At 67.5% G+C, this 17,411-nt stretch carries 16 protein-coding genes, 1 pseudogene and 1 riboswitch; of the genes and pseudogenes, 2 read left to right on the top strand and 15 right to left on the bottom strand.

The genetic code is table 11. The features are described from left to right. Positions 1-8: 8 nt before the first annotated feature. The 3 genes from CBM2594_RS02325 to CBM2594_RS02315 form a co-directional block, all read right to left on the bottom strand. Positions 9-707: a glutathione S-transferase family protein gene (locus CBM2594_RS02325; RefSeq protein ID WP_116355431.1), complete on the bottom strand. Its 699-nt coding sequence runs from the start codon at positions 705-707 to the stop codon at positions 9-11. A 165-nt stretch (positions 708-872) separates the two neighbouring features. Next, on the bottom strand, positions 873-1,895 hold the full coding sequence (locus CBM2594_RS02320; protein WP_116355430.1) for a complex I NDUFA9 subunit family protein: 1,023 nt from the start codon (positions 1,893-1,895) through the stop codon (positions 873-875). 125 nt (positions 1,896-2,020) lie between these two features. Beyond that, on the bottom strand, positions 2,021-3,973 hold the full coding sequence (locus CBM2594_RS02315; RefSeq protein WP_116355429.1) for a lytic transglycosylase domain-containing protein: 1,953 nt from the start codon (positions 3,971-3,973) through the stop codon (positions 2,021-2,023). 103 nt (positions 3,974-4,076) lie between these two features. Here CBM2594_RS02315 and CBM2594_RS02310 point away from each other — a divergent pair, with 103 nt between their 5' ends. Further along, a complete protein-coding gene (locus CBM2594_RS02310; protein ID WP_116355428.1) occupies positions 4,077-4,655 on the top strand; it encodes a 5-formyltetrahydrofolate cyclo-ligase in 579 nt (192 codons plus the stop codon). On the opposite strand, the gene CBM2594_RS02305 is transcribed toward CBM2594_RS02310, so the two are convergent. The 5 genes from CBM2594_RS02305 to ltrA form a co-directional block, all read right to left on the bottom strand. Next, a complete protein-coding gene (locus CBM2594_RS02305) occupies positions 4,652-5,410 on the bottom strand; it encodes a Mut7-C RNAse domain-containing protein (RefSeq protein ID WP_116355427.1) in 759 nt (252 codons plus the stop codon). The two genes, CBM2594_RS02310 and CBM2594_RS02305, sit on opposite strands and share 4 nt — an antisense overlap. A 280-nt stretch (positions 5,411-5,690) precedes the next feature. Continuing rightward, positions 5,691-6,521 (bottom strand): methylenetetrahydrofolate reductase [NAD(P)H], encoded by an 831-nt coding sequence (gene metF / locus CBM2594_RS02300; RefSeq protein WP_111521693.1) that lies wholly within the window; start codon positions 6,519-6,521, stop codon positions 5,691-5,693. Positions 6,522-6,560: 39 nt separating this feature from the next. Continuing rightward, positions 6,561-6,911, bottom strand: coding sequence for a phage holin family protein (locus CBM2594_RS02295; RefSeq protein WP_116355426.1), 351 nt, complete (start codon positions 6,909-6,911; stop codon positions 6,561-6,563). A 93-nt stretch (positions 6,912-7,004) separates the two neighbouring features. Next, a complete protein-coding gene (gene ahcY, locus CBM2594_RS02290; RefSeq protein ID WP_116355425.1) occupies positions 7,005-8,423 on the bottom strand; it encodes an adenosylhomocysteinase in 1,419 nt (472 codons plus the stop codon). Between the two features lie 122 nt (positions 8,424-8,545). Continuing rightward, positions 8,546-8,661, bottom strand: a riboswitch (S-adenosyl-L-homocysteine riboswitch). A 76-nt stretch (positions 8,662-8,737) separates the two neighbouring features. After that, positions 8,738-10,456: a group II intron reverse transcriptase/maturase gene (ltrA, locus tag CBM2594_RS02285; protein WP_116355424.1), complete on the bottom strand. Its 1,719-nt coding sequence runs from the start codon at positions 10,454-10,456 to the stop codon at positions 8,738-8,740. A gap of 1,191 nt (positions 10,457-11,647) precedes the next feature. Here ltrA and thiD point away from each other — a divergent pair. Continuing rightward, positions 11,648-12,484, top strand: coding sequence for a bifunctional hydroxymethylpyrimidine kinase/phosphomethylpyrimidine kinase (gene thiD, locus CBM2594_RS02280; protein ID WP_198048086.1), 837 nt, complete (start codon positions 11,648-11,650; stop codon positions 12,482-12,484). Between the two features lie 71 nt (positions 12,485-12,555). Here the strand turns inward: thiD and CBM2594_RS02275 are convergent, their stop codons facing one another. The 7 genes and pseudogenes from CBM2594_RS02275 to CBM2594_RS02245 form a co-directional block, all read right to left on the bottom strand. Continuing rightward, entirely contained in the window at positions 12,556-13,005 is a 450-nt protein-coding gene (locus tag CBM2594_RS02275) for a PaaI family thioesterase (RefSeq protein WP_116357656.1), read from the bottom strand. Between the two features lie 207 nt (positions 13,006-13,212). Continuing rightward, positions 13,213-13,371 (bottom strand): annotated as a pseudogene (gene relB / locus CBM2594_RS27190) (type II toxin-antitoxin system RelB family antitoxin); the annotation flags it as partial. A gap of 35 nt (positions 13,372-13,406) precedes the next feature. Continuing rightward, positions 13,407-13,925, bottom strand: a complete 519-nt coding sequence (locus tag CBM2594_RS02265) for a GNAT family N-acetyltransferase (protein ID WP_116355422.1) — start codon at positions 13,923-13,925, stop codon at positions 13,407-13,409. Between the two features lie 7 nt (positions 13,926-13,932). Continuing rightward, positions 13,933-15,069: a thiamine phosphate synthase gene (locus CBM2594_RS02260; RefSeq protein ID WP_116355421.1), complete on the bottom strand. Its 1,137-nt coding sequence runs from the start codon at positions 15,067-15,069 to the stop codon at positions 13,933-13,935. Further along, positions 15,066-15,902, bottom strand: a complete 837-nt coding sequence (locus CBM2594_RS02255; RefSeq protein WP_116355420.1) for a thiazole synthase — start codon at positions 15,900-15,902, stop codon at positions 15,066-15,068. Before CBM2594_RS02255 ends, CBM2594_RS02260 begins: the two co-directional genes overlap by 4 nt. Positions 15,903-15,905: 3 nt before the next feature. After that, the gene (gene thiS, locus CBM2594_RS02250) at positions 15,906-16,103 is read right to left on the bottom strand and encodes a sulfur carrier protein ThiS (protein ID WP_116355419.1); all 198 of its coding nucleotides are present in this window, start codon (positions 16,101-16,103) and stop codon (positions 15,906-15,908) included. A 12-nt stretch (positions 16,104-16,115) separates the two neighbouring features. Further along, positions 16,116-17,306, bottom strand: a complete 1,191-nt coding sequence (locus tag CBM2594_RS02245; protein WP_116355418.1) for an FAD-dependent oxidoreductase — start codon at positions 17,304-17,306, stop codon at positions 16,116-16,118. Between the last annotated feature and the right edge of the window lie 105 nt (positions 17,307-17,411).

The raw sequence follows: 17,411 nt of genomic DNA, 5'->3' as shown, positions 1-17,411 counted from the left end.
CTTGATCGCTAGTGGTTGACGATGATCGCATCGGCACGGTCGGGGGCCAGGCGGTACGGTTCGTCGTCGGCGAGGAAGTCGCGTTCCTCGCGCGCGCCGGCAATCCATTGCTGCATCGCCGGCAGCCCCAGCATGAAATCGGCGTAGGCCTTGGCGTCTTCGGTCTCGTCCGGCAGGTGGATGCCGTAGGTGGCGAAGCGGCTCACCACCGGCGCAAAGAACGCGTCGGCGACGGTGAAGGTGCCGAACAGGAACGGCCCGCGCGCGCCATGCTGCTGGCGCAGTCCGTCCCAGATCGCGGCGATCCGCTCCACTTCGCGCTGCACCGCCACGTTCCAGCCGCGCCCGGGCAGCACCGCGGTCACGTTCATCGGCAACTGGCTGCGCACGTTGACGAAGCCCGAATGCATCTCGGCGCAGACCGCGCGCGCCACCGCGCGCTGCGCGGGGTCGGCCGGCCACAGCTGCTTGTCGGGGAAGCGCTCGGCCACGTATTCGGAGATCGCCAGCGAATCCCACACGGTGACGTCGCCGTCGAGCAGCACCGGCACCTTGCCCGCGGGCGAGTAGCGGGCGATCTCGGCGGCGAAGCTGCCGGTGAACAGGCGCACCTGCACTTCCTCGAAATCAATGCCGGCCTGGCGCAGCAGCAGCCAGGGGCGCAGCGACCAGGAGGAATAGTTCTTGTTGCCGATGACGAGCTTCATCGCGGGGTCCTTGGGGGAGGAAACGGAGGGAGAGAGGCGGCACGGACGGCGGGGCAGCCGCGCGCCGGACCAGTCATTTTGCCAGCGCGGCCGCCCGCGTCAAAGTGAATTGCACTCGCAACCGATATGAAATCCGGTCACATAGCCCGCACCGCGGCGCGCGCCTCAGCGGTGTACGCTGGCGCGCATGTGCGTCAGCGCGGCATCGCGGTTGCGCCCGGACAGCGCGTCGGTCATGACCGACTCCAGGTGCACCGGCTGCAGGTTCAGCTCGGGCGCCATCGGGCGTTCCAGCACGTTGTCGAGCCGCATCGAATCGAGGTTGTCGCGCGACAGCAGCGGTTCGCCCGGCATGTGCTCCATGACCGCGGCCTGCACCCGCGCCAGCGCATCCGGCAGCGCGATCACCGGGCGCGGATGGCCCGAGGCGCGCCCGGCAAAGCGCACCAGCTCTTCCAGCGTATAGACCTGCGGCCCGCCCAGCTCATAGCCATGGCCGATGGTGGCCGGGTTGACCATCGCGTTCACGTAGGCCTGCACCACGTCCTGCACGAACACCGGCTGGAAGCGCGCATGCGCGCACGCCAGCGGCACCACCGGCGCCAGCTGCTGCATATGGGCGAACAGGTTCAGGAAATGGTCGTCGGGACCGAACACCACCGAGGGCCGGAAGATGGTCCAGTCGAGCCCGCTGGCGCGCACGATGCGCTCGCCGTCGCCCTTGCTGCGCAGGTACATCGACGGCCCGTTGCTGTCGGCGCCCAGCGCGCTCATATGCAACAGCCGGCGCACGCCCGTGGACAGGCAAGACGCCACGATCTGCCGCACCAGTTCCACATGCGCGCTGGCAAAGGCCTCGCCGTAGGGCTCGGCGCGCTCGCCGTGCAGCACGCCCACCAGGTTGACGACGATGCCGTCGACGCCCAGCGAGCCGATCGCATCGTCGAGCGCGGCATTGTCGGCCAGGCCCAGCTCCACCACCTCGACCCGCGGCAGCAGCAGCAGGTGCTGCGCATGCTCGACATTGCGCGTGCCGACCACGATGCGGTCCGGGGCGATGGGGGAATCGGGATTGGCGCCGGGTTCCAGCGGCGCGCCCGAGGCCGACGCGGCGCCGGCCAGGCGCGAGACGAGGTGGCTGCCGATAAAGCCGGCGCCACCGATGACGAGGACGTTGCTGGTCTGCATGATGCCTCCGTGCCAGGAAAGAACCGCACGCCGCGGCACCCGCGCCAGCCCGGGCCCGCGGCGCTACGCCGGCAGGCCCGTCGTGCCCGCCCCATGCCGGGGCAGGCGCACCAGAAGCGACGGCTTCAGGGCAGGCTGGTGGTGGTCACCGCCGACGGCGTGACCATGCCCAGGCGCGACTTCAGCGACTGCGGCCGGCCACTCATCAATGCAGCATAGTACGTAGCGTTGGAAAGCACATTCTTCACATAGCCGCGCGTTTCGTTGAAAGGGATGGTCTCTGCAAAGATCGCGCCTTCCACCGGCCGCGTCAGCGTGCTGCGCCAGGCCTTGGGCCGGCCCGGGCCGGCGTTGTACGCGGCCGAGGCCAGCGTCCACGAGCTGTCCAGGTCGGTCAGCACCATGTTCAGGTAGTTGGTGCCGAGCTGGATGTTGATGGTGGGATCGCCCATCATCGACGGCGAAAAGTCGCTCATGCCGATCTTGCGCGCCACATACTTTGCCGTCGCCGGCATCACCTGCATCAGGCCATGCGCCCCCGCCGACGAGCGCGCATTCATGATGAAGCGCGATTCCTGGCGGATCAGGCCGTACACCCACGCCATGTCGAGGCCGACCTCGTCGGTGGCGCGCTGCATGATGTCGCGGTACGGCATCAGGAAGCGCAGCGCGAAGTCATGCTCGTTGCGGGTGCGGTCGGCCGAGTTGACGGTGCGGTCGAGCAATTCGAGGCGGCGCGCATATTCGGCCGCGGCCAGCAGCTCGCGGTCGCTCATATTGCGCAGCTCCCAGTTCCACTCGCGGTTGCCCTCGAAGCGCAGGTTCATCGCGTAGAACTTCTGCGCGCGCTGAAAACCGGGGCGCGCGCGCATCGCCATGGCCTCGGCGTCAGTAACGGTGGTGCGCGGCGGCAGCGTGATGCGGTTGCCCAGCTCCTCGCTGGCCAGCTGGCCGTAGAAGTTGAACTGGCCGGCAATCTGCTGGAAGTTCTGCTGGGCCTCGGTGTCGCGGCCGTCGGCCTTGAGCGCGCGGCCGTACCAGTAGGTCCAGGCCGGGTCCTTGGCACGCAGCTCCGGGCGCATCAGCTCGACCGCCTGGCGCACCTGCTTCCAGTCGCCCTGGCGCAGCGCGGCGCGCACGCGCCATTCCTGGCTGTCGTCGGACAGCCACTGGTTGCCGCCCAGGTCCATCTGGCGGCGGTAGTAGCCGGCCGCCTCGGGCAACAGCTTCCTGGCCGCGAACTGGCCGATCACGCCCCAGGCCGCGCCCTGCTCGTCGCGCGACAGCGTGCCCTGCGCCGTGGACAGGTAGGCCGCCGCCTGCGCCGGATCCGAGCGCGCCATCTTGACGATGGTGGCAAGGGTATCGCTGTCCACGCGCGCATCAGGCAGCAGCGCGGCGATCTTGCCGGCCAGCGTGACGTAGTTCTGCTCCAGCGCCAGGCGCGCCTGGAAAGCCGCGTCGCTGCGCTGGATCTGCTGGCTCTGCACCAGGTAGCCGATCAGGTCGACGCAGCCCTCGCCGTAGTAGCGGGGGTCGCTCAGCACGTGGCGCGCATCGGCGGCGACGTTCTGGCCCTTGAGCGCGCGCGACAGCAGCGCATAGCACTCGACCTGGGTATCGTCCTTGAGCGCGAACTGCGGATACTCGACATCGAAATTGGCCCAGTCGCGCTTCTTGCCCAGCACCAGCAGCCAGTCGTTGCGCATGCGGTCGGCGATCGCGTCGCCCTTGTAGCGCTGCAGGAACACGCGCACCTGGTCGTCCGGCGCGTCGATGCGGGCCAGGCCGCTGGCGTCGAACAGCTGCGGCTTGATGCGGAAGTACTCGACGTAGGACGGCACCGGGTAATCCACCAGCGTCGCCGAGATCGCGTAGGCGCGTTCCACGTCGTTCTTGCGCGCGGCTTCGCGCAGCGCGGTGAAGGCTTCGTCGGGATCGCTGGGGATGACCGTCGACGGCGCGCGCGACACCGGCTGCGGGCGCTTCTGCGCGTGGACCGGCGTGACAAGCAATGCACATGCAAGCGCGATCCAGGCGGCCCGCCCTGCACGCTGCAGATATACTCCCTTCAGCATTCTTCTTCCTTGTCGATGACGGCGGCGCCGGCGCCTGCACCGTGTGCCGGAAACCGCGGCTTCGCCGTCCGTGTTGGTTCGGACGAGGGCATTATCCCACGCCATGTCTTCCATTCCCGCGACTAGCTCCATCCCTGCCGGCGACCGCCGCGCGCTGCGCGCGCAGCTGCTGGCGCAGCGCGCCGCGCTGCCCGCGCGCGCCGAGGCCGATGCACGCATCGCCGCCGCGCTGTCTGAACTGCTGGCGGGCCTGGCGGTGCGCTGCCTGGGCTTCTACTGGCCGATCCAGCAGGAGTTCGACGCGCGCGCCGCGGTGGCGCAGTGGCTGGCCGCGGTGCCCGGCCGCCATGCCGCGCTGCCCTCGGTCAGCCGCCCCGGCACGCCGCTGGATTTCCACCTGTGGACGCCGGATACGCCCATGGCCACCGGCCATTACGGCATCCCGGTGCCCGACGGCACCGACGCCGCGATGCCGGATGCGCTGATCATTCCCTGTGTCGGTTTCAGCCCGGACAAGTTCCGCCTGGGCTATGGCGGCGGCTTCTACGACCGCACGCTGGCGGCGCTGGCACAGCGGCCGGTGGCCATCGGCATCGGCTACGACGCCTGCCGCATTGCGCTGCAGGCGCAGCCGCACGACATCGCCATGGACTGGATCGTGACGGAGTCGGGGGCGTTCTAGCCCGGCGCGGGCCCGGCGCCCTGCACCAGTTCATCGACCAGCGCGCGCATGCAGCGCCAGTGCGAGCCTTCCCAGAACACGCGCCGGCAGCGGTCGCAGGTCACGAAGCTGCGGTGGCGCGCCAGCACGCCGTCCGGCACGCGCCCGGCGGCACTGGCGGGATCGAGCCCGCGCAGCGGCGCATTGCAGTCCAGGCACAGCGAAAACGGCCGCGCGCTGCGCGCCAGGTCCAGCCGCGCGAAGATCTCGCGCACCTGCTGGCGCGACTTGAGCGCGCGCACATAGCAGCCGTGCGTGATGCCGCGGCGCTTGAGCAGCTCGCGGTCGCGCGTCAGCACGATGCGGCCCTCGTCGACCGCGATGCGCTCGATCTCGCTGTCTTCGAAATGGTTGTCGTAGAGCGTGTCGAAGCCGGTCATGCGCAGCAGGTGCGCCAGCCCGCCCAGGTGCGCGTCGGCGACAAAGCGCATCACCCGCAGCGGCTGCTCGCGTACCCGCAGCAGCGGGGAGACGTCGATGCGCTCGAACTTGGGATAGACCGAGACCCGGTCGCCATCGCACAACTGCCGGTCGAACCCGCACGACTCGCCGTTGACCAGGATCAGCTCGACCTCGGTATGCGGCACGCCCAGCGCCTCGATCATGTGCTTGACCGTGGCGGCGCGCGCGCACACGCAGCACAGGTCGCGCCGGCGCTGGTCCGGCGCGAGGAAGTCGTTCAGTTCCTCGTAGAAGCGGAAGGTGGCGGTGACCATGGGGCGAGTATGGCATCGATTCCCGGCAGCGTGGCGCCACCATATACGCCCGCAGCAAGCTCCCCTCGCCCGCTTGCGGGAGAGGGGTCGGGGGTGAGGGCGGGCGTGTCAAAGGCTGAGGCCGGTGGGTAAGCACCGTTGGCCCCGCTTGATGTGGTTCCTGGCCAAACCACCCCTCACCCCGGCCCTCTCCCCATGAGGGGAGAGGGGGAACACCTTGCTTAGGCTAGTTCGGGCGGCTTGGGAGCACCCAAAACCGCTCTCTCCTTCAGCATTGCCCTTACAGCTTCAGCCGCTGCCAGATTGCCTTGGTCGCGCCGGCCGCGTTGAGCGTGTAGAAATGCAGCCCCGGCACGCCCGCGGCCAGCAGCCGCTCGCACAGCGCCGTGACCACGTCCAGCCCGAAGGCACGGATCGATTCGCGGTCGTCGCCGAAGCTCTCCAGCCGCTTGGCCACCCAGCGCGGCACTTCGGCGCCGCACATCTCGGAGAAGCGCATCAGCTGCGAGTAATTGGTGATCGGCATGATGCCCGGCACGATCGGCACTTCCACGCCCAGCGCGCGCACGTCGTCGACGAAGCGGAAGTACGCGTCGGCGTTGTAGAAGTACTGCGTGATCGCCGAATCCGCACCGGCCCTGACCTTGCGCACGAAGTTGTCGAGGTCATGGCGCGGCGATTTGGCCTGCGGGTGGTACTCCGGGTACGCCGCGACTTCGATATTGAACCAGTCGCCGGTCTCGGCGCGGATGAACTCGACCAGCTCGTTGGCGTAGCGGAATTCACCGATCTCGCCCATGCCCGACGGCATGTCGCCGCGCAGCGCGACGATATGGCGGATGCCGCCGTCGCGGTACTGCTGCAGGATCGCGCGGATGCTCTCGCGCGACGAGCCCACGCACGACAGGTGCGGCGCGGCCTCGATGCCTTCGCGCTGGATCTCCAGCACGGCGTCGAGCGTGCCCTGCTGCGTGGTGCCGCCGGCGCCGAACGTCACCGAGATGTACTTGGGCTTGAGCGGTGCCAGCTGCGCACGCGTGTTGCGCAGCTTCTCGGTGCCCTCCGCCGTCTTGGGCGGGAAGAATTCAAAGCTGAAGTAGCGGTCTTGCATGATGGTGGCGCGCCGCGTTGGCGCGGCGCGCGATTAGGGTCAGTCGTCGCGGTTGCCCAGCAGCAGGCTGGCCAGCAGCCACGAGATCACGCTGTACAGGATGGAGCCCAGCAAGGCCGCCCAGAAGCCGCCGACGGTAAAGCCCGACAGCAGGTTGCCGACGAACAGAAACAGCAGCGCGTTGATGACGAAGATAAACAGCCCCAGCGTCAGCAGCGTGACCGGCAAGGTCAGGAGCACCAGGATCGGACGGATCAGCGTATTGACCAGACCCAGCACCAGCGCCGCCAGCATCGCCGAGCCGAAGCTCTTGATGTGGATCGACGGGATGATGTACGGCAAGACGAACAGCGCAACGGCGTTGATGATCCAGACGACCAGTAGTCTCATGACGGCTCCTTGGTTGGCTTCCTTGGCGGAGGATTGCTTCCCTCTCCCGCAAGCGGGAGAGGGGAGCACGGCGAGTGCAGAAGGCGAACCGAATCAATAGCGGTAGTGATCCGCCTTGTACGGCCCTTCCTTCTTCACGCCGATATACGCGGCCTGCTGGTCGGTCAGCTCGGTCAGCTGCGCGTTGAGCTTGCGCAGCTGCAGGCGCGCGACCTTCTCGTCCAGGTGCTTGGGCAGCGTGTAGACGCCGACCGGGTACTTGCCGCTGTCGCGTTCCTGCCAGAGCTCGATCTGCGCGATGGTCTGGTTGGCGAACGAGCTGCTCATCACGTACGACGGGTGGCCGGTGGCGCAGCCCAGGTTCACCAGGCGGCCCTTGGCCAGGATGATCAGCTTCTTGCCGTCGGGGAACTTGACGTGGTCGACCTGCGGCTTGATCTCGTCCCACTCGTACTTCTCGATCGAGGCGATGTCGATCTCGTTGTCGAAGTGGCCGATATTGCAGACGATGGCCTGGTCCTTCATCTTCGCCATGTGCTCATGGGTGATGACGTGGTAGTTGCCGGTGCAGGTGACGAAGATATCGCCATGCTCGGCGGCATAGTCCATGGTCACCACGCGGTAGCCTTCCATCGCCGCCTGCAGCGCGCAGATCGGGTCGATCTCGGTGACCCACACCTGCGCCGACAGGGCGCGCAGCGCCTGCGCGCTGCCCTTGCCCACGTCGCCGTAGCCGGCGACCACGGCGACCTTGCCGGCGATCATCACGTCGGTGGCGCGCTTGATGCCGTCGACCAGCGATTCGCGGCAGCCGTACAGGTTGTCGAACTTGCTCTTGGTGACCGAGTCGTTGACGTTGATCGCCGGGAAGCGCAGCTCGCCCTTCTGCGCCATCTGGTACAGGCGGTGCACGCCGGTGGTGGTTTCCTCGGTCACGCCGCGGATCGCTGCCAGGTTGCGGCTGTACCAGCCCGGGTCCTTGGCCAGCTTTTCCTTGATCGCGGCGAACAGGTAGGTTTCTTCCTCGCTGGTGGCCTTGGCGATGACGGACTCGTCCTTCTCGGCACGCGCGCCCAGGTGCAGCAGCAGCGTGGCGTCGCCGCCGTCGTCGAGGATCATGTTCGGCGTGCCGCCATCGGCCCAGTCGAAGATGCGGTGGGTGAAGTCCCAGTATTCCTTCAGCGACTCGCCCTTGAACGCGAACACCGGCGTGCCGCCCGCGGCGATCGCGGCGGCGGCGTGGTCCTGCGTCGAAAAGATATTGCACGAGGCCCAGCGCACGTCGGCGCCCAGCGCCTTGAGCGTCTCGATCAGCACGGCGGTCTGGATCGTCATGTGCAGCGAGCCGGCGATGCGCGCGCCCTTGAGCGGCTGCGCGGCGGCGAACTCGTCGCGGATCGCCATCAGGCCGGGCATCTCGGTCTCGGCGATGGCGATTTCCTTGCGGCCCCAGCCGGCCAGGTTGATGTCGGCGACGAGATAGTCTTGCTTCAGGTCGGTCACAGCGTTCATGTTTCACTCCCGGTGAAGAGTGGCATGCAGGTGACGAGTATGGGAATCTGGCGGCCGAGGCATGGCGCAAGGGCACATGCGGAGCACGCGGATAGGTCGACTCGCCTCCGTGCGAAACCACGGATCAGCGAGCGCCGTTGAAGACAGTCCGAGCCTGGCGGATGGCATGGGGCGGCTGTGCCGCCGGCCGCGCGATGTGCTTCGCAGGCCTCCATCCGTTGCAACGCTCCTCGGGAGGGTAGGAGTATACCATCGCTGGTGACACTCCCCCCTAAGAACCGTACGTGCGGGTTTCCCCGCATACGGCTCAAGCCTCAACAAAGTGAATCGAATAAATCGAACACCGGCTTCACAACGGTTCTGCCGTGGTGATGAACTTGAACATGGCAACCCGGGTGCACCAGCACGCGATTTCCTAGAGCATCGGAACCGCCAAGAACGCGCGGCACGATGTGGTGGTCATCCCACCCCGTCTCTTTGGTCATCTTGCACTGACACAGCGCACATAAACCCCGCTGGGACATATACAGCCTGATCCACTGCTTGCGGTGCGACATGCTTTGCAGCATGCGTTCCTGTCGCAGCTTTTCGCCATACATTTCCCAAGCCGGATCAAAGGGGTTGTATTCCCCCTTGACCTTCGTGTGCCTCCTGATCGGCGTGCCCGCGAGCGGGTATAACTCCAACCAGAAGGGATTACCTCTCTTATCCACTGTTGTGGTACCGAACACCCAGTTCCGATTGCCGATGGTTACGAAATACCGCTTCCGCACCCACTCGGCGTTCTTTCCTCGATGTCGCCGTTTTGCCCACCGCCACAGAGCCTGGAAAACCATGCGCTCCATTCTGGTGAACATTGCCTTTGCCACCACTGGACTGTGATATTGCGCCCAGCCTCTGAGCATCGGGTTCAGCAGTCGGATCAGATCCTCTTGCTTTCCTCCCTTCTTCGCACTGATGACTCCTTTGACCTTGCGGTAGAACGCTTGCGCGTTCTTCTTGCTCGGCTTGATGAGCAGCTTTCCCGAGTACTTCCGGAAATTCCACCCAAGGAAATCAAAGCCTTCGGCGATATTTACGATCCGCGTTTTCTCCGTCGATAGTGTCAGCCCCCTGACAGCGAGGAACTGTTCCACCCACGGCTTCACTTCGTTTTCGAGCACCTCCGGCGTATTGCCGGTGATTACGAAGTCGTCCGCATAGCGCACAACATTTACCTTGTGCCTTCGCAGATTGTGAGCCCCTAACTTCGCCTTGAGGGCTGCGGTCAGTTGCTCTTCCAACCCGTTCAGCGCCACGTTTGCCAGAGTCGGGGAGATGATGCCTCCCTGTGGTGTTCCGGCGTCGGTCGCCTGAAACTGGCCTTCAAATACCACACCAGCTTGCAGCCACTTCCGAAGGATGGCTTTGTCCATGGGGACATTGCGCTCCAGCCAGGCATGACTGATGTGATCGAAGCACCCTTTGATATCCGCCTCCAATACCCATTGTGCCGAGGCCTTCAGGGCTAGGGAGGCGAACAGCTGTCGCATAGCATCGTGAGTCGAACGATTGATCCGAAACCCATACGAGTTCGGATCGCTCGTCCCTTCAGACACCGGTTCCAGCGCCAACAGATACAACGCTTGCATGGCTCGGTCCAACATGGTCGGAATGCCCAGGGGGCGCTTCTTACCGTTGGCTTTGGGGATGTAGACCCTCCGTAATGGCAGTGGCCTGTACCCCCGGCGCTTCAACCGTCCAATGGCTTCCCACCGGACTTCAGGCGTTTCCCACTTCACGCGGTCGACTCCCGCCGTCCGCGCACCTTGGTTCATCGTCACTCGCCGCACCGCCGATGCCTTGGCGGAGAACGAGCGGGTCAAGGACCTTTGCAGGGCTTTCACCCTGCGCCAATCCCCTTCCTGTGTTGCCTTCGCAATTCGAATCTGCATTACTCGAACATTCCGTTCAATGCGGCGCCAATCGATGTCGCCCCATTTTTGCGGAATGCCGGAAGGCGCAGATTCATCCTCGCGGATCAATGCTTCCATGCTGCCCTCCTATCTTGAGGATCTCCCCCAACATCAAGAGACAGCACGCCCCTTGAGGGACGTGTTGCCCCTCAAGGGAAGAAAAATTAAACAAGCGAGTTCAGTCAGTCGTCTTGCGACGAGTAGACCAGTTGGAAGTCTGCCCGCTTTCGCGTGGGATGATGTTTCAATCCCTATCCGGATCATTACAACCCGGCATTCGCTTTTTCCAACCTCCCATACCCGCACAGCCGACAGCGTTCCTTGCGGTTCGCCTGCCTGAGCCAAACTGCACTCTGGCAGCCATACGGGCTTACCACGTTCCCCACGCGTTACACGACTGGGTTAGGACCTGCCTCTTCGCCGGTGGCTTAACGACGACGTACTCCGACCACTCAGCGGAGTATCCAGCCACGTACCTTTTGGTGAGTGCCTATCATCAGCTTTGGCACCGTAATACTCACGACGTTTATCAGCAGTTCACATATGTTGCCCATACCAGCCAGCCTAGCTCCTCAACCGATGCTGCTTCGGTTTGCTACCTACGGACCTCACGGTCCATTGGCACCCTTACGGGGGCTACATTGTCAGGGAAGCTTCACACCCCACCGTTACCAGTGACGCATGTCCCCCTAGGCTACCGCTAGTCGCATAGCGGGTTCTCTATCAAGGCGCCCTCTCGGGCGTGCTCGACCGAACCATAACGCGTAGAGCTTTACGCTCCGGGCCTCAGTCCTTACTTATGTGCTCCCGTAATGGCGAGCGCTTACCGAACGTACGAGCGCAGTGGCTGCAGTCGGTCCAAGACGCGATGCCGATCCAATAGATCGGTTTAATTCGTGTGGCAGTTATGCAACAGAGACGTGCGCAGACGCCTTCCCGCTGGGAAGGTGTCAAGGCGAATTCGCCCGAAGGCGAGCGTCCCCGCCTTGGGCGATGGCTGGCTGTTGACCAGCAAAAGCAAGCTACAATCCCTACCGAAAAGCCGGCAGGCATTGCACCGATTGACTTACCTCACCTTGCGGCTCGGCTTGTCTAAGCAAGAAATGGTTGGGATTGGACGGTGTCAGCCGAGGCCGCCACCTTGTCCCAACAAAGGTCGATGCTCCTTACGTTGGAGCTACCCGGACACGAGAGTGCGTGTCGCACGAGTGGCGGTATTGTAGCGTGCCCGGACGCCTTGCGCACCGGCCCTCCTTGATTTCCCCAGAGATGAACCCAACGCCACCCCGCACCCTGACCATCGCCGGTTCCGACTCCGGCGGCGGCGCCGGCATCCAGGCCGACCTGAAGACCTTTTCCGCGCTGGGCTGCTTCGGCATGAGCGCGATCACCGCGATCACCGCGCAGAACACGCTGGGCGTGACCGGCGTGCACGCCATTCCGGCCGAAATGGTGGCCGCGCAGATCGATGCGGTGGCCAGCGATATCGGCGTGGACGCGGCCAAGACCGGCATGCTGGGCACCGCCGCCATCGTCGAGGCAGTGGCCGCGGCGGCAGACCGGCACGGCATCCGCAAGCTGGTGGTGGATCCGGTGATGATCTCGACCTCGGGCGCAACGCTGTCCGACGATGCCACCACGCAGGCCATGGTGCGGCTGCTGTTCCCGCGCGCGCTGCTGGTCACGCCCAACCTGCCCGAGGCCTCCTACCTGCTGGGCCGGCGGATCGCGCGCCGCGCCGACATGGAACAGGCCGCCGCCGATCTGATCGCGCTGGGCTGCCCGGCCGTGCTGCTCAAGGGCGGCCACCTGGAAGACGATGGCGCGACCGGCAGCGCCGGCGGGCTGGACGACATGCTGATGCTGAGGGATGGGACCGTGCGCGTGTTCACGCATCCGCGCGTCGCTACCCGCAACCTGCACGGCACCGGCTGCACGCTGGCGGCGGCGATCTCGGCGCAGCTCGCGCGCGGCGATGCGCTGGAGGCGGCGGTGGGCACCGCGCTGGACTATGTGGCGCAGGCCATCGCGGCCGGCGCCGGATTGCGGCTGGGCAGCGGCAACGGTCCGCTGAACCACGCCTTCGCGCCGCGCGCGCTGGGCTGAGCGGCCCGGCCCGCGCGCACGTGCCGCTCAGTTGCCGCTCAGTTGCCGCTCAGTTGCCGCTCAGTTACCGCTCAGTTACCGCCGCTGGACAGCGGCACCAGCTTGAACGCGGCGCGCGCCACGCACACCACGTTGCCGTCGGCATCCTTGACTTCCCCTTCGCAGAACGCGATGCGCGCGCCGCGGCGCAGGCAGCGCGCTTCCAGCATCAGCTCGCCGCGCGCGGCGGCCAGGAAGTGGGTCGACATGTCGATGGTGATCACGCCGGTCTCGGTGGGCGCATGCGAGCGCGCGGCGCCGCTCAGCGTGAAGTCCAGCGTCGCCATCAGCGTGCCGCCATGCACGTCGCCGCGGCTGTTCACCAGCTGCGGGTGCGCCGGCAGCCGCGTGCGGCAGTAGCCCTCTTCGATCAGCTCCGGCTGCAGGCCGAAATAGCGCATCAGCGGCACATCGATGCCGAAGTAGGGCTTTTCGGGCGTGCCCGGGGCGGCGGGGATGATTGCGGGGGGCTGGGCGGACATGGTCGGGACGCTGGGTGATTGGCGGGGAATGCTGCCCGACATCATAGCGGCGGGGTACGGTTCGGTTCCGGCGGCTGGGCGAATGTCGCACAAATCTTGGGTCAGCCGGGCGCCCTCCGGGGGCTTCGCGCAGCCTGGCTCGCTCAGTCCCGCTTCCAGAACATCGAGAGTCACCGTTGATTCTTCACCATTGCGTAGTCGACGGACGACCATGTGTGCCAAATGCAGGTCTTCGAGATCATCCAGGTGACGGATGATGGCCTGGCAAGCGTAGAACGTTTCGCTCCGGCCAGTACGCCTGGCAAGCGCTTTCAGTCGCTGTTCAATCTGTTTCGGGAGCCGCAGGACGATCAAGGTGGCCTCCATTGAGGCTCACTAGTATGGCACCGCAGAGTTGCTGCTCAAAGCACCTGCCGCATCGCCACGCGCTGCCGCAATCCCGCCGCTCGCTGCGCCGCCAGCGCAGCGGCCAGCAGCGGACAAAGCTCGTCCTCGCGCAATTGCCGGAAGCCGAGCGAGGCATAGAACGGCGCATTCCAGGGCAAATGCGCGAACGTTGTCAGGTTGAGCGAGCGCAACCCGCCCGCACGCGCCCATCCCTGCACCGCTCCCACCAGCGCCCGCCCGAGGCCGCGGCGGCCATGGTCCGGATGGACGTCCATTTCATCGAGATAGGCGCATTCGCCATTGCGGCTGGCCAGCGCGAAGCCAGCCAGTTCGCCGTGGCGCTCGGCCACCCACAGCCGCGAATCGCGCTGCGCGGCGATCAGCGCCGAATCGGGCGTGCTGACCAGGCGCAGCAGCGCCGGCAGATCGGCATCGGGGAACAGTGCCGCCGCGGCCAGCTCGATCTCGGGCAGCCGCGGCAGGTCGTCGGCCACCGCGAGGCGGATGCGCGGGGCCGCGGCGGTTCGCGCCATGGCGCGCTCAGGCGGCCGGGAACAGGCTGACGAGATGGGCCACCGCGGCCGGCACGTCGTCGGCTTCGGTGACGGCTCGCACTACCGCGGCGCTGCCGACGCCTACCGCCAGCACCTCGCGCATATTGGCCGCGTTGACGCCGCCGATGCCGACCAGCGACGGGATCACCGGCTGCATCAGCTTCACATAGGCGCGGAAGCGGCCCATGCCCTGCGGCTGGGTCGGCATGGTTTTGGTGGTGGTCGGGAAGATCGCGCCCAGCGCCAGGTAGCTCGGGCGGATCGCGGCCACGCGCAGCATCTCGGCGTAGCCGTGCGTGGACACGCCCAGCCGCAGGCCGGACGCGCGGATCGCGTCGAGGTCGGCGTGGTCCAGGTCTTCCTGGCCCAGGTGGATGCCGTAGACGCCGCTCTGTTCGCCGCCGTGGGCAACGCGGTAGTCGATCGCCGCCTGCCAGTGGTCGTTGATGAACAGGCGCGACGACGCGCCCTGCACGGCCCGCGCCGCGCGGGCAATCTCGGCGCGCACCGCGGCGGCGTCGTCGGACTTGAAGCGCAGCTGCAGCGTCGGCACGTTCAGCGGCGCCAGGCGCTCGATCCAGTCGGCGCTGGGCACCACCACGTACAGGCCCAGCGCGGGGCACGGGGCGAACGGTGCGGCGGTGTGCTCGGGCGCGACCAGCGCGGCGTGGCGCACGTGCGGGAAGCGCGCGAAATCCGAGGGCCAGTCGGCCGAGCCCGGGGCCCAGGCACGCGCCAGGCACAGCGCGTCGTGGGCCGGGAAATGCAGCGACAGGCAGGCCAGCAGCACCGCGACGAAGGCGGGCGAATGCGGCTGGCCGGAGTCGGCCGCGACGGAGAACACCCAGGTGCCCATCGGCGAGCGCACGGTGTCGACCCACTGGCCGCCCTCGCGGTCGGTCTCGACCAGCGTGGCGCCGGCGGCGGCAACGCGCGCGATGGTGTCGGCGTCGGCTTCGCCATCGGACAGCAGCACATCGTGGGCGCCGGGCTGCGCCGGCGCGTCTTGCAGGTGCCAGGCCTGCCACGGCTTGTCGTCGACGCCGAAGGTGTCGCCGTAATGTTCCAGCACCGCCTGGCGCAGCGGGCCGTCGCTGGGGGCGTGCACGGGGCGGCGGGTCATGCGCGCTGCTCCGTGTCGCTGGCGTGCCAGAACGGCATGCCGACCACCGGGGTGCTGGCCTGCGCGACTTCGCGCTCGGGCATCGGCCCGGCCAGGTAGGCGGTGCGGCCCGCGGCCACGGCCTGCGCGAAGGCGCGCGCCATGTCGACCGGGTAGGCGGCCTGCGCCACCGCGGTGTTGAGCAGCACGCCGTCGTAGCCCCACTCCAGCACCTGCGCCGCATGCGACGGCAGGCCCAGGCCGGCATCGACGATCAGCGGGGTGTCGGGCAGGCGCTCGCGCAGCACGCGCATCGCGTGCGGGTTGACCGCGCCGCGGCCGGTGCCGATCGGCGCGGCCCACGGCATCAGCGCCTGGCAGCCGACGTCGAGCAGGCGGCGGCACAGCACCAGGTCCTCGGTGCAGTACGGCAGCACCTTGAAGCCCTCCTTGATCAGCGTCTCGGCGACGGCGGGCAGGTTGAGCGTGTCGGGCTGCAGCGTGTAGTCGTCGCCGATCAGCTCGAGCTTGATCCACGGCGTCTCGAACACCTCGCGCGCCATCATCGCGGTGGTGATGACTTCCTGCGCGGTGAAGCAGCCGGCGGTGTTGGGCAGCACCGGCACGTCCAGCGCCTTGAGCATCTGCCAGAACGCCTGGCCGCCCTCGCCGTCGCCGACCGCGCCCTGGCGGCGCAGCGCGACGGTGATCATGGCCGGGGTGGAGGCCTGCACGGCCGCTTCCAGCGTGGCCGGCGACGGATAGCGCGCGGTGCCCAGCAACAGGCGCGAGCCGAACGACTCGCCATACAGCACGAACGGGTCGCGCACGGTTGCGGAAGGTTCGAAGGTCATGGGTCAGCCTCCCGTCACGGGTTGCACGAGGTCGATGCGGTCGCCGGCCGCAAGAGGGGTGTTGGCGTGCGCGGCGCGCGGCACGAACTGGCCGTTGACCGCCGCGGCAAAGGGGGGCGCGATCTGCGCCGCGGTCACCGCGTCCGCCAGCGTGGCGGATGCGGCAAGCGCGAGCGGTCGGCCGTTGAGCAGGATATCCATGTCAGTCTTGCGTTAGTGCAGCGTTCCGGAGCGCGCGCCAACGGTGGGCGCCGGCGCTTCGGTCACCGCCTCGATCATACCGGGCCAGCGCAGCGCGGCCGGCACGGCATGCGCGGCGGGATCGCCCTTGAGCAGCGCGCCGACCACCGCGCAGGCGGCCTCGGTCACCGCCGGGGCGATCAGGAAGCCGTGGCGGTACAGGCCGTTCACGCGCACCACGCGTGCGCGCTGGTCGACGCGGATCGCCGGCAGGTGGTCGGGGCGGGTCGGGCGGCGCTGCACGTTCAGCTCCAGCACGCGCGCCTCGCCGAAGGCCGGGTGCAGCGAATGCGCCGCCGACAGCAGCTCCAGCGCGGAACGCACGCTCATCGGCGAATCGTCCTCGCTTTCCAGCTCGGTGGCGCCGATCACATACAGGTCGTTGGGCTTGGGCGCGATATAGATCGGATAGCGCGGATGCAGCAGGCGCACCGGCCGGTGCAGCTTGACGTCGGGCGCATGCACGCGCACCACTTCGCCGCGCAGGCCGCGCAGCCCCGGCTTGTCGCCGCCGGGCTGCGCGGGCCAGGCCGAGCGCGCCCCGAGGCCGCGGCAATCCAGCACCACGTCGGCGCGGATGCCCAGCCTGGGCAAGGTCCCGGCATCGACTTCACCGGCTTCCCAGACGCAATGCACGCCTTCGCTGACCGCGCACGACAGCAGCGCGCGCAGCACGCCGCGGTTGTCGAGCTGGCCTTCGCCCGCCAGCAGCAGGCCCTGCGGGAAACGCCCCGCCAGCGCGGGCTCGACTTCGCCGACGCCCTGGCCGTCGAGCGCGCGCAGCCGCTGCGCCACCAGTTCGGGCGGCGCCACGGCGCGCATGCGGCTGGTGAACAGCGACATCTCGGCACGGTCGCGCGCATGCCAGACCACCAGCGTGCCGTCTTCCTGGAAGAAGACCGGCTCGGCCAGCTCGGCCAGCCACGCGCGCCACAGGTCGACGCTGGCGATGCCGAGGTCGACGATGCGGCGCTCGGCGATGGCCGACTCGGCCAGCGGCGCCAGCATGGCCGCGGCCACATAGGCGGCCGAGCCCGCGCCGTCCGGGCCGGCCCGCTCCACCAGCGCCACGCGGGCGCCGCTGCGGACCAGCAACCAGGCGGCCAGGCGGCCGGCAAGGCCGGCCCCGAGGATGGCGACGTCAAACGACTGCACTGCTGTCATGAGGGTGTTGTGCCGGGCGCGCCATGCGGCCGCGTCCGGCCTCCTTGTTATCGGTGCCGCCGCGCGGGGCGCTGCGCGGCGGCGGATCATGCGCGGGCCTGGCTT

Origin of the sequence: Cupriavidus taiwanensis, assembly GCF_900249755.1 — a bacterium.
GTDB lineage: Bacteria > Pseudomonadota > Gammaproteobacteria > Burkholderiales > Burkholderiaceae > Cupriavidus > Cupriavidus taiwanensis_D.
The sequence above is the reverse complement of the archived record's forward strand: the minus strand, read 5'-3'. Positions and strand labels throughout refer to the sequence as shown.